We start from the raw sequence: 17086 nt of genomic DNA on the forward strand, positions 1-17086 counted from the left end.
GAAGCAAAACATACATTCTTTCGTTATTAAAAAATCGATCTTGCTTTTATATCGTGCAAATACTGTGTGACTCGCCGATCGTCTTCGTGCGGATACGTAAATCGAAAATGGTCCCTCACCCGAATGGCGGTCTGCCGGAACAAATCGCTCATCTCAAACAGCGCCCGCCATATGTCTTCCTTTTCCCCAGACGCAAAGGTGGCTAACAGCGCATTCCATTCTTGTTCCGAAAGATATTTTTTAAAATACTTGCTGCTTTTACCGGCACTGACCGAAAATTGAGTGTCGATTCCAGCGCGCCATTGAAGCATTTGCAAAAGCATCGGCCGGGCGTTCTGGTTTAAGTGCTCCTGCGCATACAATAGTTCTCCGCGCGCCAGCCCCTTTGCCACATAGGTCGTGATCCACCAAAACTCGTTGCAGCAGTCCTGAAAAAAAGCGGACGGTGGCTTTTGAATCCAGTAATCGCGATCTGAAGGCGGCTTTACGTGGGAGAAACGCTGATCCTTATCCAGCAAAATAGCAGTCAATGAATCTTCTTCGGCATATTGCTTAATGTCAGACAGCGGTATAAGCGTCAAGTCAATCCGGCTGCCTTCCGTAAAAAGCATTAAATAGGAAAAACGTCCGCCCAGCTGTGGTGGAAACAGCGACATATTTTCCGGTGTCTGCATGATGATCCGTTCCCCAAACACATCAATCCATTCCGGTTCTGCCAAAAATGAAGCCAGATCCGTCACTGCATATACAATGTCATAATCCTGAAATTCGTCTTTGAGCGCGTTCCGGTTCACACGGGAGCCATTCATGCCCACCAGGCGAATCCGTTCATCTAGCTCGGCCGTTTTTAAAATAAGATCCATCATGTCCTGATCAGTCCGCCGATTCTTCTGCATACTTATCCCTCGCTTTTTTCTTTTTGCCACACGCCCCCACCGCTCAGCTTAAACCCGCATTTTTCATAAAAGCCTGCTTTTTCTTTTTCAAATGTCAGAGTGACGATTTCCAGCCCGGCCTGCCTTGCTTCCTCCAGCAGCCGTTTCACCAGCATTTGGCCCATTCCCTGCCCTTGGAAATCAGGATGAACCAAAATATCCTCCATGTAGCCGTGCTGCAGCCCCATGCCGCATACATACCCGAACGCAATAAGCCTGCCATCATCATGCCGGGCCCCCGCCCAAAAATGGCATCGCTCAAATAAAAGAGGGTAGTCCTGATCGCGGCGGTCCCAGCCGATTTTCTCACGCAAATCCGGTACCTCGTGATCAGCAATAAAGAGATTCACCCTCACGTTCAACATAAGCTGCCTCTTTCATTATATGCCTGTAAAAAAGCGATAACATCGTCGCCAACTTGTGTGGACCCTTCGCCAAGCCAGATTAGGTGTCCCCATGTATTATAAAATTTCAGTGTAGTGGAAGGAATATGAAGGTTGGCAAAATAAGCATGTGCGTTTGAAACAGAACGGTCGTTAATGCTTGCTTGAATCAGTGTTAGACACTTTATGCGCTTCAAATCTGATTCTGTTACAGCGGCTGAATTGTCCAGGTCCATTAAAAAACCCTTGCCGGACCGCTGGCGGTTGTTCATTTTTCGGATCGCTTCAATATCTTCTTCCCAAATTAAATGCTTTGCCTCGTCATAGGACAGCGTGCTTAAAGAGGAAAACATCGGCTTAAATGATAAGCGCGGACTGGCATTGCCAAAAACCTTCAGTATAGTCCATGTTAGCCATTCAAAAGGCGGACGGAATATTACCTGCGCAGTTTTATATTCTGTATGTTCTGCTGTCAGCCACCTGCCGACCACTGCACTTTGCAGCGTCAGTGTTTTGATTCTCTCCGGAAATAACGAAGCCAGCTTGATCGCACTTGTCCCGCCAGCGGATACGCCAATCAGGTGCACACAATCGAGCCCTAAATGATCCAGCAGCCTCACATACCCGCAGACTGCGTCATCGAGTGACCCGGCTGCGGAAAGACCGTAGCCCGCCCGCGATGGGGTAATGAGTTTACAGCCATGATCGACCAAGTGCTGGTAGCCAAATTCCTCATAGCAATTAGAATGACCGCCATGCATGACCAGCACTGGCGTCCCATCCCCAATGATCGAATATTCCGTCATATGACCGTCCGTTTCGTATGTCCCAATAATCCGATCCAATCCTTTTCCTCCTTAGCGATTTAACATCATTTGATCTGTCCCTTTAAATCCCATTGATTCATATAAGGGTTTCGCCTGGTCACTTGCCAGCAGGCGAATCGTTTGAATCCCTTTTTCTGCAAACCAATCCAGCGCAGCGTTCGTCAAAGACCGGGCATACCCTTTTTTACGGAAGTCAGGATGAACGTATACGTCCCCGATAAAACCGTACTCACTGTTCCTATAAAAACAATAGGGGATATCTTCCTTTAAAAAAGCACCCGCGCACGCAATGATGACATTGTTTTTTCGGATAACAAAGTGAATCGCCTTTTCTTCTGCATAAAGCGATAGATACGTTTTCTCCACTGCCAAAAGAAAGTCATCACGCAAAATGTGGTTCATGCCCACTTCTGTAAACATGGCGAATTTCAATAAAGCAATCTCTGGCAGATCCCGTAATCCAGCTTGTTTAATTTCCCCCATTTCGCTTTTATCCCTCCATTTGAGCCAAATAATACTGTTCTTCTCCATCTACATCCACGATGAGCACATCCTGCTGTTCAGCCGCTTTGAAAATAACGGTTCCATTCGGTAAATGAGTCGCAGAACCGTCTCCAAAATCTTCTGGAACGGTTACGTTTTGCTCAATTTCGCCCGCTTTTTCTCCTTTTGTCAGCGACAGCTGGTCAACCCAGTCTACATTCGCTTTATAAATCACACCTTCCAGCTGGAATATGTCAGCGGATGGATCGAGTTCCAGCACCTCTTTGGCGGTTGGATTTTCAGTAGTCGTGGTGACAAGGGGCTTCGTTTGGGCCGAACAGCCGGCTAGAAAGAACACGGTTAGCAGAACGAGAACCATTTCTTTCATTTGTCGATCAATTTTCAAGTAGACCAATACCACCAACAACCTTTCCTTCCACTTTATAAAGGGCGCTGAATGCGCGGTCGCCATGAAGCTGCTTTTCTTTTAACAAATAGGTTGTCACTTCAGCTTCTTTTCCTTTATACGGTGTCGTGTTAATGAAAGCAGACTGCAGCTCCTGGACCTCGCCTTTTTTCCTTTGAATAGCAACCATTTCTTTTTGTTCTAGTTTTTCAATATGCGAGCTGAATGATTCTATATATTTTTGTGTATGGATGGAATATCCGCGCTGCAGCAAGCAAAAACAAAAGAGAAACTCATTTTTTCATTAATATCTCTCCTCTTTTTATGTATGTCGTTTCTCCGCCTGTTTAGCCGAAAATTCTTCTTCCGATAAAACTGTCATTCCATTCCGCCGCAAAAGTGCCGTTGTGACACCGGCGCCGGCGATTTTCTCCCCAGAAAAGGCTCCATTGTAAATCTCGCTGCTTCCGCATGACGGACTGTTTTCCTTCAGGACGACCATTGTTGCGCCTACTTCACTTGCTGTCTGGAGTGTTTGCATGGCGCCGGCCACATACATATCGGTAACGTCTCGGCCAAGCTGATCCATCACTTTTGCCCGTCCGTCGAGTACATCTTCGCCGGTCCCGCCAATAATTTCCGCCGGCGGCCGCGGTGTTTGAAATCCGCCCAAAAGCTCCGGGCAAACCATCACCGCTTTTTTCGCTTCGACCAGCTGGCAAATGTGTTCATCCAGCCGATCCGTCCCGTTGTATCGCACCTTCATTCCTGCAAGACAAGAACTGACTAAAATCATGTTTATCACTCTCCTGGTATATATCCGACAACTTCTTTCGTTTCCGGCTCGATAAGGATGATAGGTATCCCTGTTACACTTCTTTTTTCCTCTGCAAACGACACCGCCACCCACTTCTTTGAATCAGAGGAACGAATCCATTCCACATCCTGCCTCTCTTTTGTCACATTCACAGCGGCCATCTCTTCCGCCTTTACAGTCCAATCCTGTTCCTGCAAAAAAGCCCATGCTGCCTGTTTTTCCCGGGCAAATTCACCGTCAAACTTTGCTTGATTGCCCTCTGCACATCCCGTTAAAAACGCAAAAAGACATGAAGCGAATATCCATTTTTTCAATATGTCCGCCTCCTCAGCCGGTGGACTGGCACCAATTAATCAAAATATAACATAATAAGGAAATAAAAGCGTCATCTCCGCTATTTTCTCCGAAATGATTTACACTGTACGAAAAGGAGATGGTTCAAAATGGCAGAGCATATTTTTACCTTATATGCCGATTGGCCCGGCGGCCGCAATGATACCGGCACGATTAAAACAGGAAATTTAAACACGACGGTGTCAATCCCGCCGCAAATGGACGGTCCCGGCATTGGAACGAATCCGGATGAAATGCTGCTCGGGGCGGCGGCGGCCTGCTATATTATTACGCTCGCTGCGATGCTGGAACGAAGTAATGTACAAAAGGAATCACTGACCATGACATCAGAGGGACTGGTGGATGTGACAAATGGGGTTATCACCTATCAAAAAATTATTCACAAGCCGCGCATCGTATTAAAAGCGGATGCGACCGAAAAAGAGATTCAAAAAGTCCATAAACTGGTGGAAAAAGCAGAATCATCCTGCATGATCAGCCGCGCTGTTAAAGGAAATGTCGAAATTGAGTTGAAGGCATCTATCGAAAAAATGCTATCATCGTCTTGAGGAGATGACAAGATGAAAACAGTTGTTATAATCGGCGGCGGCATCACGGGGATGTCTGCCATGTACTACCTGTCCAATGAAAAACCGGACTGGAATATCGTGCTTGCGGAGCAAAACGAACAGCTTGGCGGTAAAATCCGGACCGTGACCCATGACGGCTTTACGATTGAAACGGGTGCGGATTCAATTGTCGCTCGGAATGCTGGTGTGCTGCCGCTTGTAGAAGAACTCGGGCTAATGAACAAACTGGTGTATAACGAAACGGGCGTGTCGTATTTGTATACGGATAACGAGCTCCATAAAATACCGGAAGAAACGGTTTTTGGCATTCCGACAAGCGAGGAATCGCTGCATGAGAGCACTCTTTTATCTGACGAAGGAAAACAGGCTGCTTTGGCTGATTTTGAAAGAACAGAAAATCCGTTTGGCCCGAATGATTCTGTCGGCGACTTTTTAACATATTATTTAGGCAGTGAAATTGTTGAAAAGCAAATTGCCCCTGTTCTGTCCGGCGTCTACTCTGGCAAGCTAAACAATTTGACGATGAAGTCGACGCTTCCTTATTTGCTTGACTACAAAAACAAATACGGCAGCATTATTAAAGGTTTCTCGGCAAACAAGGAAACGTTTCTTGGCGACAAAGCCCGCAAAAAGTTTCTTTCATTTGAAGGCGGACTCAGCACGCTCATTGACCGGCTCGCGGAAAAGTCGCCGTCTGCACGAGTGCTAAAAGGCACTACTGTTACGAAGCTGGAAAAGGCGGGCGAGGCTTATTCGATTTCTTTCGAACATGGAGAATCCATTGAAGCGGATGAAGTCATTCTCGCCATCCCGCATGACGCGGCGCAAAAAATGCTGGCAGAACCCGCGCTGGATGAACATTTTAATGAACTGAAAAATTCGTCGCTCATCAGTATTTATCTCGGCTTTGATATTCCGGATGAACAGCTTCCTGCAGACGGCACCGGTTTTATCGTCACGGACGGCACCGATTTAACGTGTGACGCGTGTACGTGGACGAGCCGAAAATGGACACACACGTCGGCAAACCGAAACCTGCTCGTCCGGTTATTTTACAAAAGCTCGAATCCGCATTACGCGGCACTTGCCGGCATGACCGAATCGGAGCTTGTGAAAGCCGCTCTCGCAGATCTTGAAAAAAGCCTCGGTATCACGGAAAAGCCAAAGACTGTTGAAGTGACACCGTGGACGAACATGATGCCGAATTACCATTTAGGACACGGCCAGGCAGTTGCAGGACTCGTAGAAAAAATGAACAAGTTTTATCCAAACGTCCACCTTGCCGGCTGCTCGTATTTTGGCGTGGGCATCGGCGCCTGCATTCAAAATGGCCGGCATATCGCGCATACGATTTCAGGAAACGGGGACACTGCTGAAAAGGAGTGATCCCTAATGGATGAAAAAAAATATGATGAAACATTTGTGAAAAACACTAAACAAATACAAATCGAAACAAACGAGCGCATTAAAGACAAAAGCCGCGAACCGGACGACCAAAACCGAATGAAAAGCGTCGAAAACCGGCGCATGTAATCAAAGTGTTCCGCTTCCGGCGGGACACTTTTTTTCATAAATCAGTATGCGTTTTTTTGTTTTGAAAAAGGGAAATAAATTGGAAAAGGAGGAGAAAAATGAAGGAAGTAACGAAAAAGCGCACAAAAGCAGTACTCATTGACCAACTGATTTACAACCTGGCCTTTACCGGTGCTGGAGCGGCGTTCCGCCGAAAAAAACAGGTTAAAAGCGAGTTTCTCTCTTCTGTCATCGTCCCGACGATGGTAATGTGGGGAATGGAATACATTCAGCTGCGCAAGACCGGGCAGACAACCGGCTATAAAAAAATGGGGCTTGTCCTTGAAAGTGAAGACGGCTCACCGCTGACCTCCAGCCAGATTATCAAGCGCATTCTGTACCGCGATTCCGTCAGCGGACTTGTTTATTTCAAGGACCGGGACCGCTTTGAAGCGCAAAACGGCGCTCAGTTCCCGCATGATACGTTTGCTGGCACAATCGTTAAAGAAACACGCAATGGTTAATGTCCGAAAGCAGCCCTCGAACAAGAGAAGGCTGTTTTTATACGCATAAACGATACGAAGCACCTTTCGCATATTTGACAAAACATGATGACGCCCGCTTTTATCCCTCCTTTTCTTTTGAACATTTCGGTGTGCTACACTAGGAAGAAAAAGCAGGTGAGCACATGCTTTCAACGTTTTTGGCCCGGAACATCATTACGGATGTGAAAAAGTTTATTCATGAGGATATCATTATCGTATCCATCGACGGCATCATTATCGCGAGTTCTGATGAATCGCGCGTCGGCACGTTTCATGAGGGCGCGCTGCTTTGTGCAAAAGAACGCCGGACAATGATTATTTATAAGGAAGATGAAAAACGGCTGAAAGGAGTCAAAAACGGGCTCAACCTGCCAATTTTTTTCGATAAGCGCGTCATTGGCGTCATCGGCATTACCGGTGATCCGAAAGCCATTTTGCCATACGGGGAGCTGCTGCGAAAAATGACCGAGCTATTGGTGCAGGAAAGCTATTATTCTGAAGAACGGCAGTGGCGCATGCGCGGGCTGGAATCGTTTGTGTATGACTGGCTGAAAGCAGATGAACTGTCGTCTCCTTTGCGTGAGCGAGCAGCTATTTTCGGAGTGGATCTCATGCGGGACAAGCAGTTTATTTTGATCAAGTCCTCTTTTACATACAGCAGCGTGACCGAGCTGACACGTTTATGGGATGATGGGCGCGGACTGGATTTTTTCATCCACCGTGGTCATGACCGTATACTCCTCGTTCATACTGTTCATGATGATGCGGCAGTGCTTCGGTTTAAGCTGGAAAAATTACTCGGATTCACCGGCGGACGGATCGGTGTTGGGCAACTCGTAACGCCTGAAACAGCAGCGATCGGATTTACTCAGGCAGAACGGGCGCTTCTTACAGCGAAGCCTGGCTGTATTGTGTATGAACAAGACCTCCGCCTTTCCCTTTGCCTCCATGACATCCGTCCTGAAACGAAAGCGGAATTTATTAAACGAATTTTGCAGAAAGCGGATGGACATGATGAATTAATTCACACAGTGCGGACCTTTTTCGATCAAAATATGTCACTGAAACAAACGGCCGAGACGCTGAACATTCATATTAATACCCTTCATTACCGGCTGAAAAAATGGCAGGACTTGACTAATCAGAATGTGCGAAAAACAGAAGACGCCGTTTCTACGTACCTCGCGCTGCAATTTTTGGATGAACGCACAAAATAACAGCGAGAAAAAATGCTTTTTTTTCATTTATCTCTATAGGAATCGCTATAAAAAGCTCTTATGATAGTAAAAAAGGAGCGAATTCCATGATTTCTACTCAAACGATTAACACATTCAAGACAATCGTCGGCGCGGAAAATGTGATCACGTCATCCGCTGGCCGGCTTGTGTATTCATACGACGCGACGCCGAACTTCCAATCGATGCCAGAAGCCGTTATCGCACCGCGAAACACGGCAGAAGTTGCGCAAATTGTAACCGTTTGCCGCGACAAAAAAATTCCGATTGTCCCGCGTGGCTCCGGCACCAATCTCGCGGCCGGGACGGTTCCTTCTGAAGGCGGCATCGTTCTTCTGTTTAAACATATGAACAATATTTTAGAGATTGATGAAGAAAATTTAACCGTGACGGTGCAGCCGGGTGTCGTCACGCTCGACATGATCAAAGCTGTGGAACAAAAAGGCTTGTTTTATCCGCCGGACCCGAGCTCAATGAAAATTTCGACGATGGGCGGCAATATTAACGAAAATTCAGGCGGCCTGCGCGGCTTAAAATACGGTGTAACACGCGATTACGTGATGGCGCTCCAGGCGGTTTTGCCAAACGGGGACATCATCCGGACCGGCGGCAAGCTCGCCAAAGACGTGGCCGGTTACGATTTAACGAGGCTGCTCGTCGGCTCAGAAGGCACGCTTGCCGTCATTACGGAAGCGACGCTGAAGCTTATTCCGATGCCGGAAACGAAACAAACGATGCTGGCTCTGTATAACAGCATGGATGCGGCGGCAAAGTCCGTCAGTGAAATCATCGCGGCGAAAATTATTCCGGCGACGCTTGAGTTTTTGGACCGGCCGACACTCATTGCCGTTGAAGATTTTGCTCAAATCGGCTTACCGACGGATGTTGAAGCCGTGCTGCTCATTGAACAAGACGGTCCGCCGGAAATTGTCGCACGTGACATAGAAAAGATGGCTGCGATCTGCACACGCGAGCAGGCCGTTTCGGTGCAGATTGCTGCAACCGAAGCGGAAGCGCTGGCGCTTACAACCGCAAGGCGAGCCGCTCTTTCCGCTCTCGCCCGGCTAAAGCCAACAACGATTTTAGAAGATGCGACCGTGCCACGTTCGGAAATCGCCAACATGGTGAAAGCAATCAATGAGATTGCGGAAAAACATAACGTACGCATTGCCACGTTCGGCCACGCCGGCGACGGAAACCTGCATCCGACGTGTCCGACTGACGCACGCGACCATGATGAAATGGAACGGGTCGAAGCGGCATTTGCGGATATTTTCGCAAAAGCGATTGAACTCGGCGGCACGATTACCGGCGAGCACGGTGTCGGCATGATGAAAGCACCGTACTTGGAATGGAAAATGGGCCCGGAAGGCATTGCCATTATGAAAGCAATCAAGCATTCGTTTGATCCGGACAACATCATGAACCCGGGCAAAATGTTTGCAAAAGAAACGAGAAAACGGGTGGTGGTGACACAATGACAACGATGACAGTACGCGAAAAAGCCATTCAAGAACAATTCAGCCTGCGCATGGACGAAGGCGAGCTCCTCAACTGCATGCGGTGCGGCTTCTGCCTCCCCTCTTGTCCGACATACATCGAAACCGGCTTTGATGAAAGCCAGTCGCCGCGTGGACGGATCGCACTCATGAAAGCGGTCCATGACGGACTGATCGCACCAGACGAAGAAGTCGAAAGGTCACTGAACTTATGCCTCGGCTGCCGGGCGTGTGAGCCCGTTTGTCCGGCAGGCGTCAACTATGGCCATTTGCTTGAAGAAGCACGTGATATTTTCGCCGATCATAATGAATTTAAGCCGCAGACAAAAGCAATCCGTAAAACGGTGTTTGAAGGCTTGTTCCCACACCAAAACCGGATGGAACACGCGGTTACCCTGCTCGGCATTTACCAGCGGAGCGGCTTGCAAAAAACAGCGCGAAAACTCGGCTTTATGAAGCTGTTTCCAGATAGCATGCAGGCGATGGAGCGCGCCCTTCCTGCTGTACCGAAGCGAAGCGACATGAAAAAGCGCGAACGTTCTTTTACTGCATTGGCTGAAAAAAAAGCAACAGTCGCTTTTTTCTCCGGCTGCTTAATGGACACCATGTTTTTAGATACAAACAATGCCACCGTGAAGCTTTTGCAAAAAGCGGGCTGCGACATCGTTATTCCAGACGGGCAGAATTGCTGCGGCGCGCTTCACGGCCATAGTGGCGAAAAGGATGGCGCCAAAGAACTTGCCAAGCGTAACATCGACGCGTTTGAACAAACAAATGCGGACTTTATTATTACAAACGCCGGCGGCTGCGGAGCGTTTTTAATCGACTACGATCATCTCCTAAAAGACGATCCTGACTACAGCGAACGCGCCAAAGCGTTTACAGCGAAGATTAAAGACATTACGCAAATTTTGTTTGAACTGAATTTCCATGAACGCGTTGGGCTAAACGTAAATCCACAGGTCATTACGTACCAGGATTCGTGTCATTTGCGCAACGTCATGCACACCCATATCGCCCCGCGTGTGTTAATGCAGTCGATCACGGGCGCAGAGTACCGCGAAATGGACAATGCCGACTCGTGCTGCGGGTCCGCCGGCATCTACAACATTGTCGAAAGCGAGATGTCGATGCAAATTCTCGACCATAAAATGGACAAAGCAAAAGCAACAAATGCGCATACCATTGTCACCGCCAATCCGGGCTGCCTGCTGCAAATGAAGCTTGGCATTGAACGAGAAGGCTTATCAGACAGCGTCCGTGCCGTCCATATTGTCGACCTTTTGCTCGAAGCGTGCGGCGAGCTCGCGCCTTAACGCTTCACGGTCTTTTTCAAAATCCATATCCGGCATGTCCATTGTTTCTTGTTTTTTAAACCAGCCTGGCAGCTTTTCTTGCCGGACTGGTTTTTTTGTGCGTTGACGATCGTTTTCCCAATTGCACAAAATTTTGCGTACGTATGCCCATGCTGTAATCCCTTTTGCTTTGGCGATACTAATCGCTTCGGTCACCTTTTCTTTTCCAAGTGATTGTTCAAATTTGGCGCGTTCCGATAAAGAAGAATCTGCTGTTGAAGTCTTTTGTTTGTTCTTCTCTGGTATAGGGCTGTCCAATGTGGCTGCATCGTCTGGCCGTTCTGGCTCATTCGTCCGGTCAAATTGACCGATTGCGTCGTACTGAATCGTGTACCATTTCGTTTTATCAAATGTCATTATATTGAAATTTCCGGTTAAAATAAGCCCCTGCTTCTCCAGGCTTTTAAGCGTCCGGCTAATGGTCGTCACACTCCAAAAGGGAAACTGCTTCTGCCAGTCTTCGTATGTATTGTACACCCAGCTCTTTCCTTCAATAACGTGTTTCTTTTTATCGATCCAGTAGTGAATTTGCTGCAAAATAATGGCTTCATTTAACCCAATTTCAGCCGCAAGCTCCGGTAAAATAAGGAGCGGCCGTTCGTGTTGGATGAGTTTTGACATAAGGAAAACCCCTTTTATTTTTCATATACAGAAAATGAAGAGAAAACGATACCTTTTCAGTGAATTTGTTACAATAAAAAAGAGAAACGCGGTGGAGGAGGAGAAAAAATGAGGCTAGTTTCACGCATGTATGATTGGATGTCAACGACGCTCAAAGGACGTTTTTTTACCGGCATTGCGTTTTTAATTTTGTTCGGTGGACTGCTGTCTATTTTGCCAAGGAACGTCTATTTTGTGCAAAGGTCATTATGATCATCGGATTGACGAAAACGCGATGACCCATTCGGCAAAAGAGTTCAGTGAGCTGGGCAGAGCGTATAATGACATGGCAAGTGATCTTCAAAAAGAACAAGATCTCCGCTTGCACGCTGAAGAAGACACGCGCTAGACAAATGAACAGCTGCGGCGTTTGTCTTTAAGCGATGGACTGACCGGCATCGGCAAACGGCGCTATTTTGACGAGAAGCTGGCTTCGCTGTTTCATACCGCATCTAAATCTGGACAGCCCCTGTCACTTTTCCTGCTCGACATAGATTTTTTTAAAATGTATAACGATCATTACGGCTATGATACTGGCGACCGTGCTCTTCAGCTTGTGGCGGCGGCACTGGATGAAACAGCGCAAAAATACGGCTTATTCACTGCGCGTTATGGCGGCGAGGAATTAGCAATGATTCTTCCACCTGGATCCCAAAAGGACGTACATACAATTGGTGTGGATCTTTTAGCCGCGATTCAACAGCTGAACATCCCGCATATATCATCACCGACAGGCGTTTTATCAGTCAGTGTCGGCATCGCCACAATGACTCCATCTCCCATTCTGTCCCCGCGGCTGCTTATTCAGTACGCTGATAAAGCATTGTACAAATCTAAACAGCTCGGCCACGGAAAAATAACGATCAATTCTTTAGAGCCCTGATTCTTTTTTAGTGGCTCTTTTTTCTTATTTAAATAAATATTTTGGAAATATAATAGATAAATTTTCATGATAATTGTAAAATAAAAAGAGGTATAAAGAAGGAGGATGGCGCGTGTTGGAGCTGGCGAGGCGGTTTCATTTACAGTCCACTAATACAATTAAGGGCCGCTTTTTAGTTATTACTGTCTTTTTGCTGTTGGTCGGCGGGCTGCTGGCTGTTTTGCCGCTCGCCGCGTTTGTCTACGACGATCGTAAACAAGAAACGTATAAACATTTGAATGAAGTGCTCGATATGCAGCAGCAGGCGATGGACAACTGGCTGAACGAACGATCCGAAGAAGCAGCTGCGATGGCTTCCCTCCCCCAGTCACGCTCATCCCTTTATAAGCAAATCCAGCATTTTACGGATCGTCATAACCAGGTGTTTGATAATATGTCTGTTTTGAATATGGACGGGCAAATTATTTATGCGACCAATGACCTGAAAGCGATTGACACAGTGAATGCTGCGCATCGTGAGTATTTCCAGGCTGCGCTTGCCGGTGAATCTTTTACGAGCAGTTCCATCCGACGGCGCAGCGACCAAGAGCCAGTGATTGTCTTTTCAGCCCCGCTTTTTAATGAACAAGGCGTAACAGACGGCGTACTGGCGGGAACGGTTACACTTGAGGCCATCGCGTCTATCGTCAATAAAACATCCTACGGAGAAACGGGCCGTTTTTATTTAACGGATGAAACCGGCATTGTTTTGTCACGCAGAACGGAAGCTGATCCATATTCACTCGCGGAAGCCATCATATTCCGTCTCGCAGAAAACGGTGAATCGATAGACCGATCCTACAAAAGTGCGGCAGGTGAAAATGTAATCGGTCAATACCGATGGCTTCATGGCAGTCAGTGGCTTCTCATCGGCGAAGTAGCCACAAAAGAAATCAATGGGGCGTTTTGGCGTACAATCTGGATGATGGGTGCTATTTTATTGTTTATATTTATTTTGGCGTACTGTGTCATTAATCTTTTGGTGCAGCAAATTATGTTTCCGATTCACCGGCTGCTTGAAGCAACGGTTATCATCCGTCTCGGCAACTATAAGCACCGAATCTCTGAAGGTGCAGCGGCCAAGTCCCTTGACGAATTTAAAGCATTGAATGGCGCTTACAATCAAATGGCCCAGTCGCTTGAACAAGAATTCTCGCTGCGAAAGCAAGCGGAAAAAAATTTGCGGCAGGCAAATGAAATGCTCACGCGGCTGTCGCTTAGTGACAGTTTGACCGGCATCGGCAACCGGCGTTATTTTGATGATGTACTGGGGCTGACATGGGAAGAAGCGATTACACAAAAAAAGCCGATGTCCCTGCTTTTGCTGGATATCGACTTCTTTAAAAAATACAACGATCGGTATGGCCATGATGCTGGCGATAAAGCGCTGCGGCGTGTGTCGGAAACTGTTGACATGATTGCGAAAGAAACCGGTACCGTGGCCGCGCGCTACGGTGGTGAAGAGCTGGCCGTTATTTTGCCGCCCGGCGTGCCTGTGGAAAGCTTCGGACTCGCTGAAAAAATCCGCTGCGCTGTGGAAAATCTCGCTCTTTTGCACGAAGATGCGAAAGATAAGGTCATCACCGTCAGCATCGGCGGCGCGACACTGATACCGAATCTTGGTGACGACCCGGCCCTTTTAATCCGTAAAGCGGACGAAGCACTTTATTATTCGAAGCGAAAAGGACGTGCCCGGACCACAGTCTATGAATCAATTACACCGTGAACAGCTGCTTCACGGTGTCTTTTCGCATTTTTGGTGTTTATCCATAGAGATCGAGTCGTTGAATTTCTTTTTCAGCAGCGGAACCGCTTCATAGATTCTATACGAATGCATACTATTTCTACTGATCTGCCCGGTCCGGTTTCGATTTCAGCGCATTCACTGTATATAACAACTAGAAAGGAGGGATTGCTTTATGGAAACGATTTTGCCGCTTATTCAAGATGTTGGATTTCCGATTGCTGTCACATTTTACCTGCTGTATCGGATTGAAACGAAACTCGATGGCGTCATTCAGTCCATTCAGAATCTGCCTGAAAAAATGAAAGAATAACAACAAAAAAAGCTGTCTTGGTTTTTGCAGAGACAGCTTTTTGTCTTGCTGACGATCAAATACATGTCGCTGACGGCCGAATTCTTTTACGCCACGGTCGATAAATGATTTTTCCGGCCGCCACGGTGCGGAATTCGACCATTACACTTTTTTTCCGATCGTCATTCTAGCCCCACTTCGATCCCCAAATCTTCATTTCTTTAATAATCTTATGAAAATCCTGTCCTTTTTCGGTCAATGTGTATTCAACCCGAAGCGGGACCGTCGGATAGACTTCCCGCACAACGATGTCATTCGCTTCCATGTGGCGCAGCGTGTCGGTTAATGCTTTCGGGCTGATGCCCTGTACGGCGCGTTCAAGCTCCCCAAATCGCTTTGTGCCGCAAAACAATTCTCGTAAAATTAAAAATGACCACTTCGATCCGATAATGTTCAGTGCTTTTTCAATGGAGCATTCAATGACGATTTCTTTGTTTTTCAATCTAGGTCCCCCTTAGTATCTTTTTTATAGTACCTATATCGTACCATACTACCTTTTAAAAAATTCACTACTTTCCATTCAAAAATGAAAGCGTTACACTAAAGATAGACTTTCACAAAAAGGAGATTTCAGATGACCTATTTAGCGAATCCCGATCGATACAAAGGCAGTATGCAATACCGCAGAACCGGAAAATCCGGGCTTTTGCTGCCCGTGATTTCTCTCGGCCTCTGGCACAATTTTGGCGGCGTCGACACGGTTGAAAATGGCCGTGCGATGCTGCGCCGCGCATTTGACCTTGGCATCACTCACTTTGACCTTGCCAACAACTACGGCCCGCCGGCAGGCTCCGCAGAATCGATGTTTGGCGACATGATGCGCACCGATTTTGCCCCGTACCGCGACGAAATGATTATTTCATCCAAAGCCGGCTATTACATGTGGGAAGGACCGTACGGCGAATGGGGTTCGAAAAAATATTTAACGGCCAGCCTCGACCAAAGCTTAAAACGGATGAACCTGGACTATATCGATATCTTTTATTCGCACCGTCCGGATCCGGATACGCCGCTTGAAGAAACGATTGGCGCGCTTGATTTATTCGTCCGCCAGGGAAAAGCGCTGTATGTCGGCATTTCCAGCTATTCAGCCGAACAAACAGCAGAAGCGGTAAAAATCGCCAAAGACCTTGGCACGCCGATTCTCATTCACCAGCCGATGTACTCGATGTTTGAACGCTGGATTGAAGACGGCCTCCAGGATGTACTCGATGAAAACGGTGTCGGCTCCATCGCCTTTTGCCCGCTTGCGCAAGGACTGTTAACAAATAAATATTTAAATGACGTGCCGAAAGATTCCCGTGCTGCAAAAGAAACCGGCGCCCTGCAGGAAGACCGCATTAACGATAACGTCCGGGCGCAAATCCGCGCATTGAACGGTGTGGCGGCAGAACGCGGGCAGTCTTTGGCCCAAATGGCACTCGCCTGGGTACTGCGCGGCGAACGTGTAACCTCTGCATTAATCGGCGCAAGCAAGGTAAGCCAAATTGAAGAAAACGTCAAAGCACTCGACAATCTCGACTTTTCCGACGGGGAATTGGCCCAAATCGAGTCCATTTTAGCGGGTGAAGTACAATGAAAAAAGTCGTGATCACAGGCGGCACCGGTTTACTCGGCCGGTCGGTCGTCCATGAATTTGTGGAGGCAGGCTATACTGTCGTCAATGTGGACCGCGTGAAACCGTCGCAGCCGGATGCGCAAAATGTGACCGCCGATTTAACCAATTTAGGCGAAGCGTACGGTGTGCTGCAAGGGGCAGACGCGGTCGTTCATTTAGCCGCTATTCCACAGGCGTATATTTTCCCGAATGAAGTGACGTTTGAAAACAATGTCATGACCACCTACAATATTCTTGAAGCAGCGGCTGGACTTGGAATCCAAAAAGCCGTCATCGCGTCCAGTGAATCGTCATACGGCATTTGTTTTTCCAAGCAGAATCTCGAGCCACAGTACGTACCAATTGACGAAGAACACCCGCAGCTGCCGGAAGAAAGCTACGGTTTGTCGAAAATCGTTAATGAACAGACAGCCGACATGATACACCGCCGCACTGGCATGCAGGTTGTTTCGCTTCGGCTCGGCAACGTCATCGCGCCTGAAATGTATGCGAACTTCCCTGATTTCATTCACGATCCGATGCAGCGCACAACCATTTTGTGGAGCTACATCGATACACGTGACGTTGCGGCTGCCTGTATGAAAGCCATTGAGACAAACGGCCTCGGCTCCGTCGCGCTCAACATTGCATCTGATGAGACAAGCATGGACATTCCGAGCCGTGAGCTCATGAAAACCGTTTATCCAAACGTTGACATCCGGGGGGATCTGGCCGAATACGGCACCCTGTTAAGTAACGAAAAAGCTAAAAAGCTGTTAAACTGGCAGCCTGTTCATCAATGGCGGGATTACGTGAAACGAAAATAAAAAAGAAGAGGCTGTCTTAAAAGGGTGCATTGATGACCTCTAAGAAGCCTCTTTTTTATGCAGA

Annotated in this window: 24 protein-coding genes; 14 read left to right on the forward strand and 10 right to left on the reverse strand. The window is 47.5% G+C overall.

Going from position 1 to position 17086, the window contains the following annotated elements:
- Window positions 1-26 precede the first annotated feature (26 nt).
- The 8 genes from NLX67_RS00915 to NLX67_RS00950 form a co-directional block, all read right to left on the reverse strand.
- Window positions 27-896, reverse strand: coding sequence for an aminoglycoside 6-adenylyltransferase (locus NLX67_RS00915; protein WP_254310011.1), 870 nt, complete (start codon window positions 894-896; stop codon window positions 27-29).
- Window positions 897-898: 2 nt separating this feature from the next.
- Window positions 899-1300: a GNAT family N-acetyltransferase gene (locus NLX67_RS00920; RefSeq protein WP_254310012.1), complete on the reverse strand. Its 402-nt coding sequence runs from the start codon at window positions 1298-1300 to the stop codon at window positions 899-901.
- On the reverse strand, window positions 1294-2163 hold the full coding sequence (locus tag NLX67_RS00925; protein ID WP_375143335.1) for an alpha/beta hydrolase: 870 nt from the start codon (window positions 2161-2163) through the stop codon (window positions 1294-1296). Before NLX67_RS00925 ends, NLX67_RS00920 begins: the two co-directional genes overlap by 7 nt.
- Window positions 2164-2175: 12 nt before the next feature.
- Window positions 2176-2628, reverse strand: a complete 453-nt coding sequence (locus tag NLX67_RS00930; RefSeq protein WP_254310013.1) for a GNAT family N-acetyltransferase — start codon at window positions 2626-2628, stop codon at window positions 2176-2178.
- Window positions 2629-2635: 7 nt separating this feature from the next.
- Complete coding sequence (locus tag NLX67_RS00935) at window positions 2636-3034, reverse strand: hypothetical protein (protein WP_254310014.1); 399 nt, start codon at window positions 3032-3034, stop codon at window positions 2636-2638.
- Complete coding sequence (locus tag NLX67_RS00940) at window positions 3024-3224, reverse strand: hypothetical protein (protein ID WP_375143336.1); 201 nt, start codon at window positions 3222-3224, stop codon at window positions 3024-3026. The genes NLX67_RS00935 and NLX67_RS00940 overlap by 11 nt, the downstream gene beginning before the upstream one ends.
- Window positions 3225-3356: 132 nt before the next feature.
- Entirely contained in the window at window positions 3357-3830 is a 474-nt protein-coding gene (locus NLX67_RS00945) for a 2-thiouracil desulfurase family protein (protein ID WP_254310016.1), read from the reverse strand.
- Between the two features lie 5 nt (window positions 3831-3835).
- Window positions 3836-4165 carry a hypothetical protein gene (locus NLX67_RS00950; protein ID WP_254310017.1) on the reverse strand — a complete coding sequence of 110 codons (330 nt, stop codon included), beginning with the start codon at window positions 4163-4165 and terminating at the stop codon, window positions 3836-3838.
- A 129-nt stretch (window positions 4166-4294) separates the two neighbouring features.
- On the opposite strand from NLX67_RS00950, the gene NLX67_RS00955 reads away from it, so the two are divergent.
- From NLX67_RS00955 to NLX67_RS00985, 7 genes are all read left to right on the forward strand, one after another.
- On the forward strand, window positions 4295-4753 hold the full coding sequence (locus NLX67_RS00955; RefSeq protein ID WP_254310018.1) for an OsmC family protein: 459 nt from the start codon (window positions 4295-4297) through the stop codon (window positions 4751-4753).
- A 12-nt stretch (window positions 4754-4765) separates the two neighbouring features.
- Window positions 4766-6160 carry a protoporphyrinogen oxidase gene (gene hemG / locus NLX67_RS00960; RefSeq protein ID WP_254310019.1) on the forward strand — a complete coding sequence of 465 codons (1395 nt, stop codon included), beginning with the start codon at window positions 4766-4768 and terminating at the stop codon, window positions 6158-6160.
- A gap of 6 nt (window positions 6161-6166) precedes the next feature.
- The gene (locus NLX67_RS00965) at window positions 6167-6307 is read left to right on the forward strand and encodes a hypothetical protein (protein ID WP_156153941.1); all 141 of its coding nucleotides are present in this window, start codon (window positions 6167-6169) and stop codon (window positions 6305-6307) included.
- A 98-nt stretch (window positions 6308-6405) separates the two neighbouring features.
- A complete protein-coding gene (locus NLX67_RS00970) occupies window positions 6406-6810 on the forward strand; it encodes an RDD family protein (RefSeq protein WP_254310020.1) in 405 nt (134 codons plus the stop codon).
- A gap of 164 nt (window positions 6811-6974) precedes the next feature.
- Window positions 6975-8048: a CdaR family transcriptional regulator gene (locus NLX67_RS00975; RefSeq protein ID WP_254310021.1), complete on the forward strand. Its 1074-nt coding sequence runs from the start codon at window positions 6975-6977 to the stop codon at window positions 8046-8048.
- A gap of 86 nt (window positions 8049-8134) precedes the next feature.
- Window positions 8135-9547: a glycolate oxidase subunit GlcD gene (gene glcD / locus NLX67_RS00980; RefSeq protein WP_046178345.1), complete on the forward strand. Its 1413-nt coding sequence runs from the start codon at window positions 8135-8137 to the stop codon at window positions 9545-9547.
- Window positions 9544-10881, forward strand: a complete 1338-nt coding sequence (locus NLX67_RS00985) for a (Fe-S)-binding protein (protein WP_254310022.1) — start codon at window positions 9544-9546, stop codon at window positions 10879-10881. Before glcD ends, NLX67_RS00985 begins: the two co-directional genes overlap by 4 nt.
- Here the strand turns inward: NLX67_RS00985 and NLX67_RS00990 are convergent.
- Window positions 10813-11541, reverse strand: a complete 729-nt coding sequence (locus tag NLX67_RS00990) for a DnaD domain protein (RefSeq protein ID WP_254310023.1) — start codon at window positions 11539-11541, stop codon at window positions 10813-10815. The two genes, NLX67_RS00985 and NLX67_RS00990, sit on opposite strands and share 69 nt — an antisense overlap.
- Before the next feature lie 108 nt (window positions 11542-11649).
- Between NLX67_RS00990 and NLX67_RS00995 the strand changes: the two genes are divergently transcribed.
- From NLX67_RS00995 to NLX67_RS01015, 5 genes are all read left to right on the forward strand, one after another.
- Window positions 11650-11793 (forward strand): hypothetical protein, encoded by a 144-nt coding sequence (locus tag NLX67_RS00995; protein ID WP_254310024.1) that lies wholly within the window; start codon window positions 11650-11652, stop codon window positions 11791-11793.
- Complete coding sequence (locus NLX67_RS01000; RefSeq protein WP_254310025.1) at window positions 11774-11929, forward strand: hypothetical protein; 156 nt, start codon at window positions 11774-11776, stop codon at window positions 11927-11929. The genes NLX67_RS00995 and NLX67_RS01000 overlap by 20 nt, the downstream gene beginning before the upstream one ends.
- A 21-nt stretch (window positions 11930-11950) precedes the next feature.
- Window positions 11951-12463 (forward strand): GGDEF domain-containing protein, encoded by a 513-nt coding sequence (locus NLX67_RS01005; RefSeq protein WP_254310026.1) that lies wholly within the window; start codon window positions 11951-11953, stop codon window positions 12461-12463.
- A gap of 112 nt (window positions 12464-12575) precedes the next feature.
- On the forward strand, window positions 12576-14228 hold the full coding sequence (locus tag NLX67_RS01010; protein WP_254310027.1) for a sensor domain-containing diguanylate cyclase: 1653 nt from the start codon (window positions 12576-12578) through the stop codon (window positions 14226-14228).
- A gap of 193 nt (window positions 14229-14421) precedes the next feature.
- Window positions 14422-14559 (forward strand): YvrJ family protein, encoded by a 138-nt coding sequence (locus tag NLX67_RS01015; RefSeq protein ID WP_046178342.1) that lies wholly within the window; start codon window positions 14422-14424, stop codon window positions 14557-14559.
- A gap of 166 nt (window positions 14560-14725) precedes the next feature.
- On the opposite strand, the gene NLX67_RS01020 is transcribed toward NLX67_RS01015, so the two are convergent.
- A complete protein-coding gene (locus tag NLX67_RS01020) occupies window positions 14726-15040 on the reverse strand; it encodes a winged helix-turn-helix transcriptional regulator (RefSeq protein ID WP_046178340.1) in 315 nt (104 codons plus the stop codon).
- A gap of 132 nt (window positions 15041-15172) precedes the next feature.
- Between NLX67_RS01020 and mgrA the strand changes: the two genes are divergently transcribed.
- Both mgrA and NLX67_RS01030 read left to right on the forward strand, forming a co-directional pair.
- Window positions 15173-16177, forward strand: a complete 1005-nt coding sequence (gene mgrA, locus NLX67_RS01025; RefSeq protein ID WP_254310028.1) for an L-glyceraldehyde 3-phosphate reductase — start codon at window positions 15173-15175, stop codon at window positions 16175-16177.
- Window positions 16174-17022 carry an NAD-dependent epimerase/dehydratase family protein gene (locus NLX67_RS01030; RefSeq protein ID WP_046178338.1) on the forward strand — a complete coding sequence of 283 codons (849 nt, stop codon included), beginning with the start codon at window positions 16174-16176 and terminating at the stop codon, window positions 17020-17022. Before mgrA ends, NLX67_RS01030 begins: the two co-directional genes overlap by 4 nt.
- Window positions 17023-17086: the final 64 nt, after the last annotated feature.

It is taken from the genome of Domibacillus sp. A3M-37 (assembly GCF_024213455.1).
Classification (GTDB): Bacteria; Bacillota; Bacilli; order Bacillales; family Domibacillaceae; genus Domibacillus; species Domibacillus tundrae.

Excerpts from the sequence above, each read along its gene's own strand:
- NLX67_RS00915 (WP_254310011.1), bottom strand. The coding sequence starts at position 896 with ATGCAGAAGAATCGGCGGACTGATCAGGACATGATGGATCTTATTTTA.
- NLX67_RS00920 (WP_254310012.1), bottom strand. The coding sequence starts at position 1,300 with ATGTTGAACGTGAGGGTGAATCTCTTTATTGCTGATCACGAGGTACCG.
- NLX67_RS00930 (WP_254310013.1), bottom strand. The coding sequence starts at position 2,628 with ATGGGGGAAATTAAACAAGCTGGATTACGGGATCTGCCAGAGATTGCT.
- NLX67_RS00940 (WP_375143336.1), bottom strand. The coding sequence starts at position 3,224 with ATGGTTGCTATTCAAAGGAAAAAAGGCGAGGTCCAGGAGCTGCAGTCT.
- NLX67_RS00945 (WP_254310016.1), bottom strand. The coding sequence starts at position 3,830 with ATGATTTTAGTCAGTTCTTGTCTTGCAGGAATGAAGGTGCGATACAAC.
- NLX67_RS00955 (WP_254310018.1), top strand. The coding sequence starts at position 4,295 with ATGGCAGAGCATATTTTTACCTTATATGCCGATTGGCCCGGCGGCCGC.
- hemG (WP_254310019.1), top strand. The coding sequence starts at position 4,766 with ATGAAAACAGTTGTTATAATCGGCGGCGGCATCACGGGGATGTCTGCC.
- NLX67_RS00965 (WP_156153941.1), top strand. The coding sequence starts at position 6,167 with ATGGATGAAAAAAAATATGATGAAACATTTGTGAAAAACACTAAACAA.
- NLX67_RS00970 (WP_254310020.1), top strand. The coding sequence starts at position 6,406 with ATGAAGGAAGTAACGAAAAAGCGCACAAAAGCAGTACTCATTGACCAA.
- NLX67_RS00975 (WP_254310021.1), top strand. The coding sequence starts at position 6,975 with ATGCTTTCAACGTTTTTGGCCCGGAACATCATTACGGATGTGAAAAAG.
- glcD (WP_046178345.1), top strand. The coding sequence starts at position 8,135 with ATGATTTCTACTCAAACGATTAACACATTCAAGACAATCGTCGGCGCG.
- NLX67_RS00985 (WP_254310022.1), top strand. The coding sequence starts at position 9,544 with ATGACAACGATGACAGTACGCGAAAAAGCCATTCAAGAACAATTCAGC.
- NLX67_RS00990 (WP_254310023.1), bottom strand. The coding sequence starts at position 11,541 with ATGTCAAAACTCATCCAACACGAACGGCCGCTCCTTATTTTACCGGAG.
- NLX67_RS00995 (WP_254310024.1), top strand. The coding sequence starts at position 11,650 with ATGAGGCTAGTTTCACGCATGTATGATTGGATGTCAACGACGCTCAAA.
- NLX67_RS01015 (WP_046178342.1), top strand. The coding sequence starts at position 14,422 with ATGGAAACGATTTTGCCGCTTATTCAAGATGTTGGATTTCCGATTGCT.
- mgrA (WP_254310028.1), top strand. The coding sequence starts at position 15,173 with ATGACCTATTTAGCGAATCCCGATCGATACAAAGGCAGTATGCAATAC.
- NLX67_RS01030 (WP_046178338.1), top strand. The coding sequence starts at position 16,174 with ATGAAAAAAGTCGTGATCACAGGCGGCACCGGTTTACTCGGCCGGTCG.